Raw genomic sequence first — 16712 nt, 5'->3', positions numbered from 1 at the left:
AACGAGGGCACCTAGTCGTTCTGCTTAATTCAAGACGTAATCGTGGTATGTCTTCATTTCAGCCTCAGTCGTGTTGCCCATTAATGTATATTGAATCTTTTGCCCGAATAGAGAATGCGTAGCTTGGAATACCTCGTAGGAGCATATAAGATGTTTCAACTTCGGCAGCGTCGCCAATATATCATAGCAGCCATCTTCCGCCTTTTCTAATTTCAACGATACGAGCTTCTTCATATTCGCTAAGAAATCAATGTTTCTGACCGTTCCCTCTATCTCCAACTGCTTCATATTTTTGAGGCGAGAGAGCACTTCATACGCAGACTCAGGGATATGGGAGAGGGACAATTCCTGCAATTTTTTGCACTGAGAGAGTGGTTCCAGCGAATCCAGCTGCAAGCCTTCCAGCCCTATCTTCTTAAGAACTGGGAACTGGGACAGTGATTGAATATCCGATACGCCAGACTTATACAAGCTGAGCTCCTGCAATGCAGGAAGCGATGCCAATGGCGAAATGTCCGTAATCGACGGCATTTGTGCTAGACTAAGCTTTTTTAAATCTACCAAAGTCATAATCGGACTGATGTCTTGGATCGATTGGCGAAGCAGGCACAATTCTCTGATGTTTTTGAATGTAGAGAGGGGCGACAGGTCAGTAATTTCCTCGTCGCATACAAAAAAGAAACGTACAGCCTTGATTTGTGTGAAGGAGCTTGGTTCTTTGCCGAGGACGCGCATGATTTCCTGTTTCCATTGTGCATCCAAGTGACTCCACCAGTTAGTAAAATCTGCTTCATTCGTACCGTCAGAGGGAAGTAGAAGTTCCTTCAATTCATCGAACAAATGGCCTGTTTTCCATAGAACGTGCTGATTCTCTTGATCGTAACCGCAGCGCCCTGCCTGGAACTGCTCAAGGATAAAGGAATAAAAGGATTCCAGCGAATCGGCAATGACGACCATTTCTTGTTCATCACGGCCACAGCTAATAATCTGTCCCTTTGTGCCTTTTGGGCCAGGTGCAAGATCAAGCGCGATGAAATTGCCAGAACCATCGGCAGCAAACGGAATCCAGCCGGGATTCCAAGTGACCTCTTGGATATGATCCTTCTGGTACGAGATCGTGTCAAACTCATAATCGGCGGCAATCTCTAGTTGAAGACGGATTTCATATTCAATATTTTGCAGGGTCAACCAGTAGAACCCTAGCATCAACAGATGCTCGCCAGGCCGTTCGCCGTTATGCATGCTATATAATTGCTTGAAATTATCGGGCAGCACGTATCCTGTAATGCTTTCAATAGGCTTGAAATCTTCTGCTCCCGCGCCATCGGCCATTGTTTGGCGTGGTACCAATTGGGTAAAGTCCCGCACAAATTGTTCCGTATCGATCGCTCGTTCCTCCGTTTCATTACATATCGAACCAACATGATTTCAATTCTAGAACACGCTTATTTATCCGTTGCTATCCAATATTGAGAAATGAATTCGTCGCGTCCTGATTTGGCACGATCTTCCTTATAATGCTCCGGATCCTTGCGATAGTAGTCTTGATGATAGTCTTCTGCAGGATAGAAGGGGGCAGCATCACGTATTGGCGTCACGATAGGCTTGTCGAAGCGCCCGCTTTCCGCAAGAGCCAACTTGGATGCTTCAGCTAGTTGGCGCTGCTCCTCACTATGCACAAAGATAGCTGTTGTATACGATTCACCGCGATCCTGGAATTGGCCGCCCTCATCGGTTGGATCGATTTGTGCCCAGTACAGCTCCAGCATTGTATGATAGGAGATGATGTCCGGATCGTATGTGATTTGTACCGCCTCCAGATGCCCGCTCGTTTGTGATTTGACCTGCTCATACGTCGGATTCGGAATATGTCCTCCTGTATAGCCAGATATGACGCGATGTACGCCATCCCACTGGTCAAATGGCTTCACCATACACCAGAAGCATCCACCAGCGAAGGTGGCAATTTCCGTCCTATTATTTTGTGCTTTCGACTCCCCGAATGTAGATTGATCAGCAGGCGTTGTCATCATAGTTGCCCTCCCGGTTCTAGTTATTAGATTATGTGATTGTCTTTTTGAAGTCTGCTATAAGAAGAAAAATGAATATGGAGCATTGGATGATTTGAAATCATAGACCGATGCGTGTAGAGCATAACCACGCGAACGCCGTTATGTTTCAGTATATATCGATGGAACACTAGCTTTATGTTTCAGTGTACCGCGAGACGATTCACCTGCCAAGGAGGAACGAACACATGAATATTTATTTAGCTGAATGTGGAGATATGGCAGTTGAATGAAGAGGGGATTCGAATATACAGCATATCAGAATGTGAATGAGCATATGAACATTCCCATATACTATGCATAGCCAGTCTGGGAGAGGAGTGGAATAGGAGATCAGTATGAACTATTTCTCAGGGCTGGACGAGCTTCATTATGCGAAATGAACAATATAGCTTGGGCTGGAATGAGGCCATACAACAAAGAGCGCAGCTGCTGTTCAGGGAACAGGGCTGCGCTCTCGTTGCAATCGACTTGTGTACAACCTCGTTTACATCCAGCCGATTTGGTTTAAGAAATAACGTTACGAACGTTCCACGATCGTGTTGTATGTTGTACGGTCTGTATGCTTCACCAATTGAACAAGAAGTTCCTTGGCTGCATCAATATCGTCAGTATGAACGATGGATGCTGGTGTATGGATATAGCGTCCGCATACGCCAATTACGGTAGAAGGCACGCCTTTATTGCTTAAATGCACTTGGCCTGCATCTGTTCCGCCTGGGGAGACAAAATATTGATAAGGGATGCGATACGTATCCGCAATATCTTGGATAAACTCTACTAGGCCGCGATGCGTAATCATCGTTGGATCGAGAATGCGAAGCAATGCGCCCTTACCGAGATGGCCGAAGGAATTCACATCTCCAGTCATATCATTCGCAGCACTGCAGTCCAGCGCGTAGAAGATATCCGGCTGAATCAAGTTGGCAGATGTGCGCGCACCGCGAAGACCAACCTCCTCCTGAACAGTTGCACCGCAGAACAAGGTGTTCGGCAGCTTGAATTGCTCACGATGAAGCTCCTTCATTAATTCAATAGCAAGGCCGACGCCATAACGGTTGTCCCATGCTTTAGCCATAATTTTTTTAGGATTAAGCAGTGGAGTGAACTTGCAAACCGGAACGATTTGCTGACCTGGGCGAACGCCTGCCTGTTCAGCCTCTTCGCGGCTGTCTGCACCGATGTCGATGTACATATGCTTCACATCTACAGGCTTGTTCGCTGTAGCTTCATCAAGCAGATGCTTCGGAATAGAGCCTACAACGCCTGGAAGCGGGCCGTTAGGAGTAATAACCTCAACCTGCTGGGCTAGGACGACTTGTCCCCACCATCCGCCGAGCGGTTGAAACTTCAACATACCGTTCGGTGTAATTTGCGTAATCATGAAGCCGACTTCATCCAAATGTCCGGCTACCATGACGCGAGGGCCTTGCTCGTCGCCGCGCATAACGCCAAAGACACTGCCTAGCGCATCGTGCACGAATTCATCTGTATATTTGGATAATTCGGTTTTTACCAAGGCACGCAGTTCCCGTTCGAAGCCGGGAGCGGAAGGGAATTCCGTCAGCGTGCGGAATAGTTCTAACGTTTCCTGTTGCATGGGGTTGCTCCTTTCATCAGTAAAGCATGTTCATCATTTAAGTATGAACCGATTTGATCCAGGATGCAAGCGTGCAACAAGAGGTCATAGCTCATATTGATCTATGAAATGGAAAGCAAAAATGTACATTTTCAATCATTGTTTCATGATGTTGCACTAGGGAACGCATGAAGCTTTAGAGTAAGGAGGAACTGGATTGGATCATCATTCGTTAACATCATTAGTTATTGTCCTAGTTGTTGCCTTCCTGACGCCAATCGTCCTGCATCGGCTTAGACTGGCGATTATTCCTGTCGTCGTCGCGGAAATTGTTGTCGGGCTTATTATCGGGAAGAGCGGTCTTGACATTATTCAGCCGGATCAATGGCTGTCTATGCTATCCACACTCGGGTTTATTTTTCTAATGTTCTTGAGCGGCTTAGAGATCGATTTCGCAGCATTTGTAGGGAACAAAAAGCGTGAGGTGCTTGAGAGCGGAAAAACAGCGCCGCATCCGCTAGGGACATCGTTCATCATATTTGCGCTGCTGTTCGTATTGTCATTGGGACTGTCCTATTTATTCGTGTCAGCCGGATTCATTGATAATGCCTTCTTGATGACGTTGATTATTTCGACTATATCCCTTGGCGTCGTCGTGCCAACCTTGAAGGATGTTCATATTATGAAGACCAATATTGGGCAAATAATTCTCCTTGTTGCCGTTATTGCCGACTTGGTCACGATGGTTTTGCTCGCGGTTTTTGCAGCGATTTACGGAGAGGAAGGAACGAATTCCTGGCTGCTTCTTTTGTTGTTTGCGGTGGGCGTGCTGTTCTTCTTTGTCGGCAAACGGTTCAAAAACCGCTCGTTCCTTGCAGCGTTGTCTACAGGAACAGTGCAGATTGGCATTCGTGCCGTCTTCACCTTAATGATGGTGCTTGTAGCATTGTCGGAAACACTAGGCGCTGAAAATATTTTAGGAGCTTTCCTAGCAGGGGTACTAGTTTCCCTGTTGTCGCCGAACCATGATTTGGTGCAAAAGCTGGATTCCTTTGGTTATGGCTTCTTTATTCCAATCTTCTTCGTTATGGTTGGAGCGGAAATGGATCTTCTCGGCTTGTTCGGCGATACGTCGATCTACATTTTAATTCCGCTGCTGTTCTTGGCGCTGTTGTTGTCCAAGGTGTTGCCATCACTCGTCCTGAAACGCTGGTATGATATGCGAACAACTCTTGCAGCCGGGTTCCTGCTGACATCCACGCTGTCGCTTGTTATTGCAGCGGCGAAGATCGGCGAGCGGCTTGAAATCATCGATGCTCGCATGTCGGGAGCGCTTATCCTTGTCGCTGTAATTGCGAGTATCATCTCACCCATTGGCTTCAAGAAGATCTTCCCGGGCGTAAAGCAGGTGGAGACACGGAAGAAGATTGCTTTTGTCGGAGCCAACCAGATGACGATGCTGGCCATGCGGGATCTGAACGAGAACCTGTATGAAGCGGCCATGTATCGCACGGCAGAGGATACCGATGAAGAAATGAATGGTCATTCGTCTTCCTTGCAGGCTGTTGCTAATATTCCGGATTATTCTCCGCATACGCTGGAGAGATCCGGAGTTCTGGATGCGGATATTATCGTCTTTGCGACCGGCGAGGAGCGTCGCAATGCCGAGCTGGCGGTATGGGCACAGGCTGCAGGAGTTGAACGTGTTATCGCGGCAGTAGCATCACCGCAATTGGAACAGTCGCTGCGCAATCGCGATATCGACGTATTTTCTGCATTGTTCTCCGCGAAGACGCTGCTTCAGGCATTAATTGAATCGCCAAGTGTCATTCGCATCCTGACGAATCAGGAGACATCACTGTATCAGATCAATTTGAACAACCGCAAGTATAACGGCATGCGGATTCGTTCATTCCCATTCACGGGAGATGTTATTTTTGTTCGCTTATTCCGGGAGCAGGATTCGATCGTTCCGCACGGGGATACAGCGCTTCGACTTGGAGATCGCTTGATTGTCACGGGTTCAGTCGAGTATGTGGAAGAATTGAAGAGGGAATTGGAGCTTAGTATGTAGCGAAAGCAGCCGCTATGAATAACAGCAGTTCCAGGAAGTGATAGCCGGCTTCTGGAACTGCTGTTTGTTTATTCCCCATCCCTATAACCAACGCCGTCTCAATAAACAACGCCGTCCCAAGAAAAAATCATAGGGACGGCGTGACAGATGTCTGTAGCCATAATTTATGGATGATGATTACGATTGTGCTTCAATAAATGCGTCTATTCGTGACATGACGTCCTCGGATACACGCTGCAAGCGATCCGCAGCATCTGTGCTGGACGAGCCCTTTACTGCAAAGTACATCTTAATCTTCGGCTCTGTTCCGGATGGACGGAGACAGAACCAGCTGCCGTCTTCTAAGTGGAACTTGAGTACATTTTCCTTCGGCAGGTCGTACAGACCTTGTGCGAAGTCTTCAGTCAGCGTAATGCTGGCACCGCCGGCAGTAGTAGGCGTTTCTTCGCGCCAATTGTTCATAATGCCTTGAATGATGGCCACACCTTCCACTCCCTTTAAGGTGCGTGTTTGTAAGCCTTCCAGATAGTAGCCGTGCTGGGCATACAGCTCTTGAAGCACTTCGTACAGTGTTTTTCCCTGTGCTTTGTAATAAGCGCCAGCTTCACAGATGAGCATAGCGGCAATGACTGCATCTTTATCGCGCGCATAATTGCCTGCCAGGTAACCGTAGCTTTCTTCGTAGCCGAAGATGAAGGCATGCTCACCTGTGCGGTCGAATTCGGTCATTTTCTCGCCAATGTATTTGAATCCCGTAAGCGTGTTGAACACTGTCATGCCGAAGGACTTAGCGATAGCTGCGCCAAGCTCGCTGGTGACGATCGTTTTAATAACCGCTCCGTTTGCTGGCAAGGTGCCCTTGGATTTCATCGCATCCAGCAAATAATGTACCATAATGGCACCAGACTGGTTGCCTGTCAGTACAACATATTCGCCTGCCGCATCCTTCACGACTGCGCCCATGCGATCTGCATCTGGATCCGTACCCATAATAATGTCAGCATCCCAAGCTTTTGCTTGTTCGATTGCGATGCTGAAGGCTTCGCGCTCTTCTGGGTTCGGCGATTTCACCGTAGGGAAGCTGCCGTCTGGAAGCTCCTGCTCTGCCACGACGCGAACCTGCTGGAATCCAATGCGATCCAGAACGGCGCGTACCGGCTTGTTACCTGTACCGTGCAGCGGTGTATACAGCACACGGAATGAATCGCTGGATGCCCGAATGATGTCTTCATTCTGGCTGACGGAAGCTACAGCGCTTATGTATGCTTCATCCATCTCTTGGCCGAGCCATACGAGCAAACCTTGTGCTTCGGCTTCCTCGCGGCTAAGCTTTTGAATATTGGCGAATGATTCGATGCCGCGAATTTCAGCAATGACGCGTGAAGCTGTATGCGGAGTAATTTGACCGCCATCATTGCCGTACACTTTATATCCGTTATATTCCGGCGGGTTGTGGCTTGCTGTGACTACGATGCCGGCGCTTGCCTTCAAATTCCGCACGGCAAAGGACAGCTCAGGGGTAGGGCGTAGACTCTCAAATACATACGCCTTAACGCCATTGCCGGCCAGAACCAATGCTGCCTCAAGCGCAAATTCCGGAGAAAAATGGCGCGAGTCGTAGGCAATTGCCACGGAAGAAGCGTCTTCCTCTGCCTTCAAAAATTGCGCAAGACCTTGAGTCGCCTTGCCTACTGTATATACGTTCATGCGGTTGCTTCCTGCGCCGATGACGCCGCGCAAGCCGCCTGTACCAAACTCCAAGTCTTTATAGAAACGGTCAGTAATTTCTCGTTCGTTGCCAGCAATCTGCTGCAATTCCGCTTTTGTCGCCTCATCGATGTGCGCATCGTTCAACCACACATCGTAAGCCTGCTGTGCACGCAGTGCAGTGTCCATTCGTTACATCCTCCTCTAACTCATTTACCTGATGGTTACTTACCCTATTGTACTGGATAATGAAGCCTCCTGCATGTGTAAAAATCATATATTCCTGTTCCTTCCTGTATGTGTATGATCAGTTGAACAATGGAACCAATATATGATTTACCAAGCGACTTGATGCTTTTGTATCGGCACCTAAGCCTTGCGGCAGATGACAACCATCGATGAGGAAGAGGCTTGAAGCGGCTCCGCAGACCAACTTCCGTGCACATGAAGCAGGTCAAATCCGTTAAGCTCGAGCAATCTCGACAACTCCTGCGGATAAGTGTATCGAAGATCGATGGTTGTTGTGCGTTCCCGCACGAGACGATCCTGCTCCCGAAAACGGCGAATCGTTGTATAGTGCTGTATTTGCGCCAATGGATCGTAAGCAGCGATCGTATATACATCGCAATGAAGATGTGAATCTAACTGTATGGTGCGTCAATATTCTTCCACTTGCGGCTGAAGCAGTTCGTCCGCAGTAGGGAAGAGCATGTCAAATATGAAGATTCCGGTATCTGTAAGTTGGTTGTCAATCGATTGAAGCAAACGATTTTGAAGCTCGTTCGTTAAGAAGTGTTGAAATGAATTGCCTACCATATAGGCAAGCGGTGCTTTGCATTGCAGATTTAATGTCGTCAGATCCTGATGAATCCATTGAATATCAAATGCTGGCGAAACTTTCGCACGAGCTTGTTCAAGCATCCCTTCGTGAAGATCTACACCGATCACTGAGTATCCTGCTTCAGCGACAGGCAGCGTCAGTCTTCCTGTTCCACAGGCTAGATCAAGAACTGCACCGGATTCTTGTTTTTGAAGCCATGAGAGAAGCAGGGGAGTTCTGGACAGCCCTGATTTTCCCTATCATATAATGAAGGATCTTCATATTCAGATAAATCCCATTCCGTGAAGCTCATAATATCCTCCTTAATATACAAAATATAATTATAAATATGGTTGGATTGTAAATTGCTGTTAGAAGATGTGTCAAATGAATGTGGAGCTGTGCGCATAAACACGATTGCTGCGAGTGGCGGCACCTATAGGAGCAGATATGATGCAGCGTACGATACTTGTCGTAGAGAATGAGTCGCTATTGCGGAAATTATTGAAGAATCATTTCGAGAATGAGGGACATCGTGTGTGGGAATCATCAGACGGGAAAGAAGGTCTGGAGCTGTTCCAAGCACATGCCATTGATTTAGTCGTAATCGATGTGAAGCTGCCTGGGCTGAACGGCTGGGATTTATGCAGACATATTCGAAAAATATCTGATGTACCCATCATTTTGCTGATTGCTCGGGAGGACGAACAGGACGCGCTGCTTGGATTTGAGTTAGGGGCTGATGATTATGTTACGAAGCCATACAGCCCTCCGCTATTGATGGCTAGAGCGAAACGGCTGCTGAACAGCAGGCCACGGCAAATGGTATCACCAGTTCAGGAGCAAACGGCGCAAGGATCGGAAGATGTAATATCCTGTTGCGGCATTTATGTTCATCTCCCTTCACGAATGGTCATGGTGGATGGGGAACGTGTTTATTTAACCTATACAGAATTCGAGATCTTACTGCACTTAATGCAGAATCAAGGAATCGTCGTCACAAGAGAACAGTTAATTGTGAAAATATGGGGTTATGAGTATGCGGGCCACGATCGGACGATAAATACGCATATGGGCAATATTCGCCAAAAGCTAGGCGATAAGGGCAAGCTAATTACGACTGTTGTACGAATTGGATATAAATTCGAATGTCCGACTTCGAGTTGAACAAGAGGAAGCAATAACAAGGAAAGCGCAAAATCAGCCATTTTCTCCAAGAAAGTGGCTCTTTGCATTGGCTTCGCCTTTATCTCATCTTGATATGAAGCTAGTAAACTAGCTTCATTACTAGATTGAATGAAGGGAAGAGGAATGCAATAGATGAAAAAAATAGCCACAATAGGTTTATCGGTGCTCCTGTCTGTGGGGCTCTCCGTTTATGTGTATATGCAGTATGACTATGGGGCAACTGAGGTGCATGCCATGATGAAGGCGCCAGAAGGTCCAAAATATTTGAAGGGAAAAACGATTGTAATTGATCCGGGGCATGGTGGAATAGATTCGGGTTCCTTGGGAAGCCAAGGCACGCTGGAGAAGAAGATGACCCTGCAGACGGCCAAGGCAATACAACAGGAGCTCCAGCGTCGGACAAAAGCACAAGTTGTGCTAACACGTGAACAGGATGACACGGTATCTTTGCAGGAACGAGTTGCCATAGCTGAACGGAAATCAGCAGATCTCTATGTGAGTATCCATTATGATGCATTCGATACGGCTGAGGCTGAAGGAATGACGACCTATTATTATCAAGATAGTAATCAGAAGCTTGCCAATACGATACATGCTAATCTTGAGCAGCAGAACATGGAAATGAGAGATAGAGGCGTCCAATTTGGGGATTATTATGTGCTGCGGAGAAATCCGAGACCGTCTGTATTGCTTGAGCTCGGGTACATTTCCAATCCTAATGACGAACAGCGAATGAAGTCGCAGGACTTCCAGAAGCAAGCAGCCGAAGCGGTCGTCAATGGTATCATTGATTATTTGGAAACATGAAAGAAGTAATTAGCTTCCACAAAAAAAGAGATGCGCGATTATCGCGCATCTCTTTTTTTATATATAGGGAAGGGGGTGCAAGAAAGAGAAAATATTCAGGGATAAAATGTTATTAAGGCAAATCAATAACCATGACATGTGTCCCAGGCTTGAATTGGAGCGTTAGAGAACCAGCATTTTCAATACGGGCTGCATCACGGCGGTTCAGCATTTCACCATCCTCAAAGCCGACTTCACCTTCCATTACGAATATATAGAGGGAGCGGTTTGGGCGTTGTTCAATCGTCACTTCCTCACCGTCTTGGAAGTGACCCAAGTACATCGTCATATCTTGATGAATATGGGCTGTGCCAAGCTCCTTCGCATGATTGGATGCGACTGGAAGCAGGCGGTTCTGGATGGATTCCAATCCATACGTATGCGTTTCATATGATGGTGTGATGCCAAGACGTTCCGGCATGAACCACAATTGCAGCAGCTCAAGCGGCTCAGAGCTGGACGCATTAGCTTCGCCGTGGTAAATACCTGTTCCAGCGCTCATGCGCTGAATTTGGCCTGGGACGATAATCTCGCGATTGCCAGTGCTGTCCTGATGTTCCAACTCACCCTTCAATACGACCGTAACAATCTCCATGTTTTTATGGGGGTGAAGGTCAAATCCAGTTCCAGGTGCAATATGGTCGTCATTCAACACACGCAGTGAGCTGAAGTGCATATTGTCTGGATCATAGTAATCAGCGAAGGAGAAACTGAAGGATGTCTTCAGCCAGCCATGATCATTGTGATAACGATCGCCAGCGCGTTGAATGGAACGTTTCATTGTTGAATTCATTGTATAGTCCTCCTGTTATGATTCGTATGTTATGATCGTCGTGCCATTGCATTTCGTAAGTGTATACGTTGTTAATAAGTTCGAATGATCGAATTCTTGAAAAAAGGGTTACATCAATGCATCTAGAGAAAAAGCTCCTGCACCAATTAAAGCTACTCCAATTGCGGCAGCAATCAGCATTACGTTGTATTCAATACCATTCGAGGTTACCCAGTATCCGTTCGCGCCATGCACCTTCACAATGGCGACAAGCATCGTACCGACAATGAAAGCTGCGCCTAGCCAAGTCAGGAATCCGAGACCGAACAACAAGCCTCCAGCAAGCTCAGTCAATCCAGCCATAAGTGCCATAAGTGGCCCAGGCCGCATACCGATAGACTCGAACCATCCTCCTGTCCCTTTAATACCGTAACCGCCAAACCAACCGAACAGCTTCTGTGCTCCGTGTCCCATCATCGTCAATCCAATAACGAGACGAATTAATAATAATCCGTAATCTGCCAACATGTAATATTCCTCCTAATAGGTATGAAGTAAACTACTTTTAAAATAAAATGCGTAATGTGAGAGTCTTGAATTCGAGATATATGGCCAAAGGGATACCCTTCTCTACTGAAAAGGGCTACTTTAAAGGGCTACTTTGGTGAAGGGATGTTCTGTCCCAGCTTTTTCAACAAGCCAATGAGTTGTTCCTTGTCTTCCAAAGGCATTCCGTTAACCGCTTCGTGAAGAGCCTTCGCATGTCGAGGGAAGATGTCGCCAATAACAGCTTCTCCCTCAGGCGTCAGCTCTGCATAGATGACGCGACGATCCTTCTCGCAAGGTCTTCGCTGCAGGAATCCCTTCTTTACAAGTTTGTCGATTACATAGGTCATCGTGCCGCTGGCAAGCAATATTTTACCGCCGATCTGCTGGATAGGGGTAGCCCCCTTATGGTAGAGCAGTTCCATGACCGCGAATTCGGACGGATTAAGCTCATAATGCTTCATGTCCTGCTGGGCATAGTCCATAAGGGCCTTAGAGGCGCGGGACAATACAATGAATAGCTTTAGCGACTGCTGAATCTCGGGATCAAATGCATCCGTACGAGGGTTGGTCATCTGTCATTCACCACCTTTACGATAAGGAACTTAATGTCTCGAAAAATAATATCTTTAATTCGAGATAACTATATCATGATGATTTTCAACTGTCAACTCATAATTTTCAGTTGTACATGCAAACCTATATTGGGAGAAGACGGAGACTCGTTACAGAGTCGATGTTCGGTGCGGGGAACTTCGAAGGAGGTAGGAGTATATGCCTACAACAGAAGAACAACATAACGGAACTGCACAAGCAGGCATGCCGCAAAATGCAGAATGGTCTTCCAATGGAAGGAGCAATGTTGCCTTCTTAAAAGATTGCTTTCAACAGTGTGAAGATGTGATTTTTTACACCTTCGAATTACAGGGAGGCAAGAAGGCTACCTTATGCTATCTAGACGGGCTGACGGACTCGACGATGCTGGACGAACATATTATTGAACCGCTGAAGCAGCGTTATCCGGACAAGCCTGACTCCGCTAATGTACTGGTAGAGGATATCCTGCGAACCGTTACAGCTGTGAAGGTGACGCCGACTCACTCGATGGAGGCGGCAATGGAAGCAATATTAGCAGGCTTAACCCTGCTTATTCCTCACCGTTCATCTGCCGGATTTACGATTGATGCGATCAAGTTCGACAAGCGTGGCGTATCAGAGCCATCTGCGGAATCGGTGGTACGCGGCCCAAGGGATGGATTCGTAGAAACGCTGCAAACAAACGCAGCCTTGCTTCGTCGGCGTGTTCGAACACCGCGGTTGAAGATGGAGTCGCTGAAGCGTGGCGAATTGACTCTTACAGAAATCCGGTATGCCTATATAGAAGGCATTGTAGCTCCCCAATTGCTGGCTGAAGTACGGAAGCGTCTGGAAGGCATGTCGTTGCAAAGCGTGCTAGATAGCGGTTATGTGGAAGAATGTTTGGAGGATATGCCAGCATCTCCATTTCCCCAGCTACTTACTACAGAGCGTCCAGATGTAGCTGCCTCCCATTTGCTTGAGGGACGTATCGTCATTCTAGTTGATGGGTCGCCAGTTGCCCTCATTGCGCCAGGATTGTGGGCATCGTTCTTGCAATCTCCTGAGGATTACTATGAGCGCCATCACTTCGGCACCATCATCCGCTGGCTGCGCTACATTTGCCTCGTGATTTCACTAATTGGGCCATCTCTTTATGTTGCAATTATCACCTACCATCAGGAGATGATCCCAACTGCTCTCATATTAACGATGGCTAAAGCCCGCAGCCAAGTTCCATTTCCGGCGCTTGTAGAGGCGCTCTTAATGGAGATTATGTTCGAGGCGCTTCGTGAAGCGGGCGCGCGGCTGCCACAGCAGGTTGGTTCTGCAATCAGCATCGTCGGCGCTCTCGTTATTGGTCAGGCCGCAATAACTGCAGGGCTCGTCTCTGCTCCGATGGTTATGGTTGTCGCGATTACAGGGGTATCCTCATTCTTAGTTCCGCATTACAATTTGGGAATCGCTGTGCGGCTGCTGCGCTTTCCTATGATGATCCTCTCGGGCATGCTGGGCATGTTGGGATTAATGATGGGGATCATATTGCTGATGACACACCTGTTTACATTGCGATCGTTCGGTATCCCTTATATGTCAGGAATTGCACCAATGCGCAAAGAAGAGCTTAAGGATATTTTTCTTCGTGTCCCCGTATGGACGGAGGACACCCAAATGGAGCGTGGTGTATCTGCGCGAATGGAAGTCGGGGATAGCAGAGGCAGAGGGGGTGCCAGTACCTAGAAGGTAGCTTGATAGGCAGAGAATAAGAAGCGGGATACTGCCGTGTAGGTAATCCTATAGGGTTGATCATTCTCATGGAGAATAGAGGTGGAGTATGCGTTTGACTCGAATGATTCGATATATAGCCAGCACAATTCTTCTCTGTCTGCTGGTGCCCCTGCTTGCAAGCTGCTGGGATCGGACTGAAATTGAGCAGCTCTCCATTATTCTTGCTGCCGGATTGGATCAGGACGGGGATGGGGGAATAAAGACGACATTGCAGGTATACGTCCCTAAAGAAGGAGGAGCTTCTTCTTCTTCCAGCGGGGGCAAGGAGGGTGGAAAAGGTGGCTCAACAACTGTATTTTCGGCGAATGGCAAAACACTTGGCGAGGCCGTATTTGAGCTGCAAAATAAGATGCCACGATATATATTTTGGGGACAAACCGAAGTATACGTGATTAGCAAAAAGCTTGCAGAAGAGGGGCTTCTCAAACATTTCGACTTCTTCCTGCGATATCAGAATCCGCGTGAGCATGCCCTTATATTTATTACAGATGGGGAAGCAAGCGATTTCCTTAAGTCAATGCCTCAACTCCATCAGAACGTCGCAGAGATGTTCAAGGATCTTGGCAAGTCGCGTTCTATATGGGATGTTACGCTGCTCGATTATATGAAGATGATGGCCGGAGATTCATCGATGGGGTTTGCTCCGTTTGTGGAATGGAAGACGAGCGAGCTTGGTGTCCGTGTCCCTTCGATAGATAAGCTGTCCGTCTTCAAAAAGGATCATTATGTTGGAGAAATAGGCGGTAAAGATGTGATTGGCGTGATGTGGCTGCGGGGGGAGAAGAAGCGTTTAACGGTCTCTTTATGCAAGGAAGGGGATGGAAAGGACTGTTTGTCGCTTCGGGTTCGCCACAATACGTTGACGTTCGATCCGTATTGGGATGGGAAGCAGTTGACAATGCGGATGAAGCTGGTTGCCTTCATGGATATGACACAAAATAGCACCAAGCTGGACGTATCCGATTCGGATCAAGCACGTCAAGCAGAAACCAAGATAGAAGCGAACATCGAACAGATCATTAAGCAATCCATTTCAATGTCACAAAAGAAGCTGTCCACCGATGTGTTCGATTTCGCAGCGCGCGTACACCGAAAGTACCCATCACAATGGAAAGAGCAGATAGGGCCGAATTGGGATCATATTTATGCCAATATGAAAATTGAAATTCGCGTACATGCTCTGATTGAGCGGCCAGGCAGCATCACAAGCACCATTGAGCAGAAGGCGGGTGTGCATTAATGGGGAACCATTTTCTAGCGGGAATGAGCCTGCTGTTGATTATCAATTTGATCTGGGAATGGAAGATCGGTACTTTTTCCAAGCGGAGTGACAGAGAAAAAAAGGCGTTTTTTGTGTTGTGGGGGCTCGCCTGGATCGTTGTCATCTCTATAAGCCAGTTCCCTCCATGGACGTCGCCCCGACAATGGATTGATTTCGTATACAAGCCGCTGTTGTTATGGTTGAAGCATCCAGCATGATCCTGTTAAAAGAAGGAGTTGGAAAGGGTATGGAACGAGGACGAATAACTTGGCCGCAGCTGTGCATGCTGACCTATTTGATGGTGTGCGCCACAGCCGTGCTCGTGATTCCAACGGTAGCTTCCCAAATCGCGGGCCGAGATGCGTGGATGACATCGATCATCGGCTCAGTGGCGGGATTTATCACATTGTTTATTGCTATGTGTCTAAATCGGTACTACCCCGAAATGACGATGGTCGAATACGCACCCCAGCTCATTGGACGCTGGGCCGGTATGATAGTGAACGGAGTATTTCTATTTTTTCTGCTGCATAATGTAGGGCTCATTGTAAGGGAATATGGAGAATTTATCGTTGGATCCCTGCTCATTCGCACCCCTGAGACGGTTATTAATACTGCCCTTATATTTGTATGCGCCGTAGCAATCCGTGGAGGAATCGAAGTCATCGGCAAATTTGCCCTGCTCATTGCTCCGTTGTTTATGATTTTGTTGCTCTCGATCCCGCTATTTCTTCTTCCCGAATTAAGTGCGACTGAGATGTTTCCGATTTTGAACAATGGATGGAGGCTTGTTCTGGAAGGTTCGATTACACCAGCAACTTGGTTTTTGGGATTTTTGCTAATCGGATTTTTCCTTCCTTATGCAATCGGTAACCGCAGCCGTATAAAATGGAGCTTATCACCGCTAATCCTTACGCTGCTTACCATGGTACTTACCAATTTAGTTTGCTTGTTCTTATTTGGCCCGCTGACATCGATGTTTACCTTCCCTGTATTTGTGGCATCTCGCTATATCAGCCTTGCAGGGTTCTTTGAGCATGTGGAAGCGATAGTAGTCGTTCTGTGGGTAATGGGCGGCTTCGTGCAAATTGCCGCCTGGTATTACGTGCTTGTGCTTGGAACCGCTCAGTGGCTGAGGCTAAAGGATTATCGGCCAATCATTTTTCCGATCGGCGTTCTCATCATCGCGATGAGTTTCTGGATTTCCGATAATTTACAGGACATGGTGGATTTGTTTATGACCACAGAACCGTTATTTTCTGCAACTATGCTGCTGCTGTATCCGCTGTTGCTTCTGATCATCGCATGGTGGAAGAGGAGACGAGCCCAACATTGGAAAAGAAGAGATTCAAGCCGCAATTTCGATGAAAAAAGCGATTGAAGTTACATACTTCTAATCATGCCGCTGCAATGTAGAAATAATGTCGCAGCGGATCTACGGCATTGATTCTCTGTACCTCCTTCATAACATTAGACATAAGAAAGG

General features: G+C 47.3%; 14 protein-coding genes and 1 pseudogene. 7 read left to right on the top strand and 8 right to left on the bottom strand.

Annotated features, from left to right (window positions below):
• Window positions 1-24 precede the first annotated feature (24 nt).
• The 3 genes from ACQ5BJ_RS15710 to ACQ5BJ_RS15700 all read right to left on the bottom strand — a co-directional run bounded on the left by ACQ5BJ_RS15710 (window position 25) and on the right by ACQ5BJ_RS15700 (window position 3669).
• On the bottom strand, window positions 25-1350 hold the full coding sequence (locus ACQ5BJ_RS15710; RefSeq protein ID WP_430111409.1) for an SMI1/KNR4 family protein: 1326 nt from the start codon (window positions 1348-1350) through the stop codon (window positions 25-27).
• A 95-nt stretch (window positions 1351-1445) separates the two neighbouring features.
• Window positions 1446-2030: a peptide-methionine (S)-S-oxide reductase MsrA gene (msrA, locus tag ACQ5BJ_RS15705; protein ID WP_051135073.1), complete on the bottom strand. Its 585-nt coding sequence runs from the start codon at window positions 2028-2030 to the stop codon at window positions 1446-1448.
• Window positions 2031-2589: 559 nt separating this feature from the next.
• A complete protein-coding gene (locus ACQ5BJ_RS15700; protein ID WP_021256256.1) occupies window positions 2590-3669 on the bottom strand; it encodes a M42 family metallopeptidase in 1080 nt (359 codons plus the stop codon).
• 196 nt (window positions 3670-3865) lie between these two features.
• Here ACQ5BJ_RS15700 and ACQ5BJ_RS15695 point away from each other — a divergent pair, with 196 nt between their 5' ends.
• Window positions 3866-5722: a cation:proton antiporter gene (locus ACQ5BJ_RS15695; RefSeq protein ID WP_171417041.1), complete on the top strand. Its 1857-nt coding sequence runs from the start codon at window positions 3866-3868 to the stop codon at window positions 5720-5722.
• A gap of 177 nt (window positions 5723-5899) precedes the next feature.
• On the opposite strand, the gene ACQ5BJ_RS15690 is transcribed toward ACQ5BJ_RS15695, so the two are convergent.
• Both ACQ5BJ_RS15690 and ACQ5BJ_RS15685 read right to left on the bottom strand, forming a co-directional pair.
• Window positions 5900-7618, bottom strand: coding sequence for a phospho-sugar mutase (locus tag ACQ5BJ_RS15690; protein WP_430111405.1), 1719 nt, complete (start codon window positions 7616-7618; stop codon window positions 5900-5902).
• 180 nt (window positions 7619-7798) lie between these two features.
• Window positions 7799-8562: pseudogene (locus tag ACQ5BJ_RS15685) on the bottom strand (class I SAM-dependent DNA methyltransferase).
• 140 nt (window positions 8563-8702) lie between these two features.
• Between ACQ5BJ_RS15685 and ACQ5BJ_RS15680 the strand changes: the two are divergent.
• Both ACQ5BJ_RS15680 and ACQ5BJ_RS15675 read left to right on the top strand, forming a co-directional pair.
• Window positions 8703-9416 carry a response regulator transcription factor gene (locus ACQ5BJ_RS15680; protein ID WP_268620947.1) on the top strand — a complete coding sequence of 238 codons (714 nt, stop codon included), beginning with the start codon at window positions 8703-8705 and terminating at the stop codon, window positions 9414-9416.
• A 153-nt stretch (window positions 9417-9569) separates the two neighbouring features.
• The gene (locus ACQ5BJ_RS15675; protein WP_268620880.1) at window positions 9570-10244 is read left to right on the top strand and encodes an N-acetylmuramoyl-L-alanine amidase family protein; all 675 of its coding nucleotides are present in this window, start codon (window positions 9570-9572) and stop codon (window positions 10242-10244) included.
• A gap of 112 nt (window positions 10245-10356) precedes the next feature.
• Here ACQ5BJ_RS15675 and ACQ5BJ_RS15670 read toward each other — a convergent pair whose 3' ends face one another.
• From ACQ5BJ_RS15670 to ACQ5BJ_RS15660, 3 genes are all read right to left on the bottom strand, one after another.
• The gene (locus ACQ5BJ_RS15670; RefSeq protein WP_005543513.1) at window positions 10357-11076 is read right to left on the bottom strand and encodes a pirin family protein; all 720 of its coding nucleotides are present in this window, start codon (window positions 11074-11076) and stop codon (window positions 10357-10359) included.
• 108 nt (window positions 11077-11184) lie between these two features.
• On the bottom strand, window positions 11185-11583 hold the full coding sequence (locus ACQ5BJ_RS15665) for a DoxX family protein (protein WP_005543512.1): 399 nt from the start codon (window positions 11581-11583) through the stop codon (window positions 11185-11187).
• Window positions 11584-11711: 128 nt separating this feature from the next.
• Window positions 11712-12176: a MarR family winged helix-turn-helix transcriptional regulator gene (locus ACQ5BJ_RS15660; protein WP_005543511.1), complete on the bottom strand. Its 465-nt coding sequence runs from the start codon at window positions 12174-12176 to the stop codon at window positions 11712-11714.
• A 199-nt stretch (window positions 12177-12375) separates the two neighbouring features.
• Between ACQ5BJ_RS15660 and ACQ5BJ_RS15655 the strand changes: the two genes are divergently transcribed.
• The 4 genes from ACQ5BJ_RS15655 (at window position 12376) to ACQ5BJ_RS15640 (ending at window position 16607) form a co-directional block, all read left to right on the top strand.
• Window positions 12376-13917, top strand: a complete 1542-nt coding sequence (locus tag ACQ5BJ_RS15655; RefSeq protein ID WP_430111400.1) for a spore germination protein — start codon at window positions 12376-12378, stop codon at window positions 13915-13917.
• A 94-nt stretch (window positions 13918-14011) separates the two neighbouring features.
• Window positions 14012-15205: a Ger(x)C family spore germination protein gene (locus ACQ5BJ_RS15650; protein ID WP_005543507.1), complete on the top strand. Its 1194-nt coding sequence runs from the start codon at window positions 14012-14014 to the stop codon at window positions 15203-15205.
• On the top strand, window positions 15205-15444 hold the full coding sequence (locus tag ACQ5BJ_RS15645) for a hypothetical protein (RefSeq protein WP_262866383.1): 240 nt from the start codon (window positions 15205-15207) through the stop codon (window positions 15442-15444). Before ACQ5BJ_RS15650 ends, ACQ5BJ_RS15645 begins: the two co-directional genes overlap by 1 nt.
• Window positions 15445-15473: 29 nt before the next feature.
• Window positions 15474-16607 (top strand): GerAB/ArcD/ProY family transporter, encoded by a 1134-nt coding sequence (locus ACQ5BJ_RS15640; RefSeq protein WP_005543505.1) that lies wholly within the window; start codon window positions 15474-15476, stop codon window positions 16605-16607.
• Window positions 16608-16712: the final 105 nt, after the last annotated feature.

The organism is Paenibacillus sp. B1-35 (assembly GCF_050474385.1).
In the GTDB taxonomy this organism is placed as follows: domain Bacteria; phylum Bacillota; class Bacilli; order Paenibacillales; family Paenibacillaceae; genus Paenibacillus_B; species Paenibacillus_B alvei.
The sequence above is the reverse complement of the archived record's forward strand: the minus strand, read 5'-3'. Positions and strand labels throughout refer to the sequence as shown.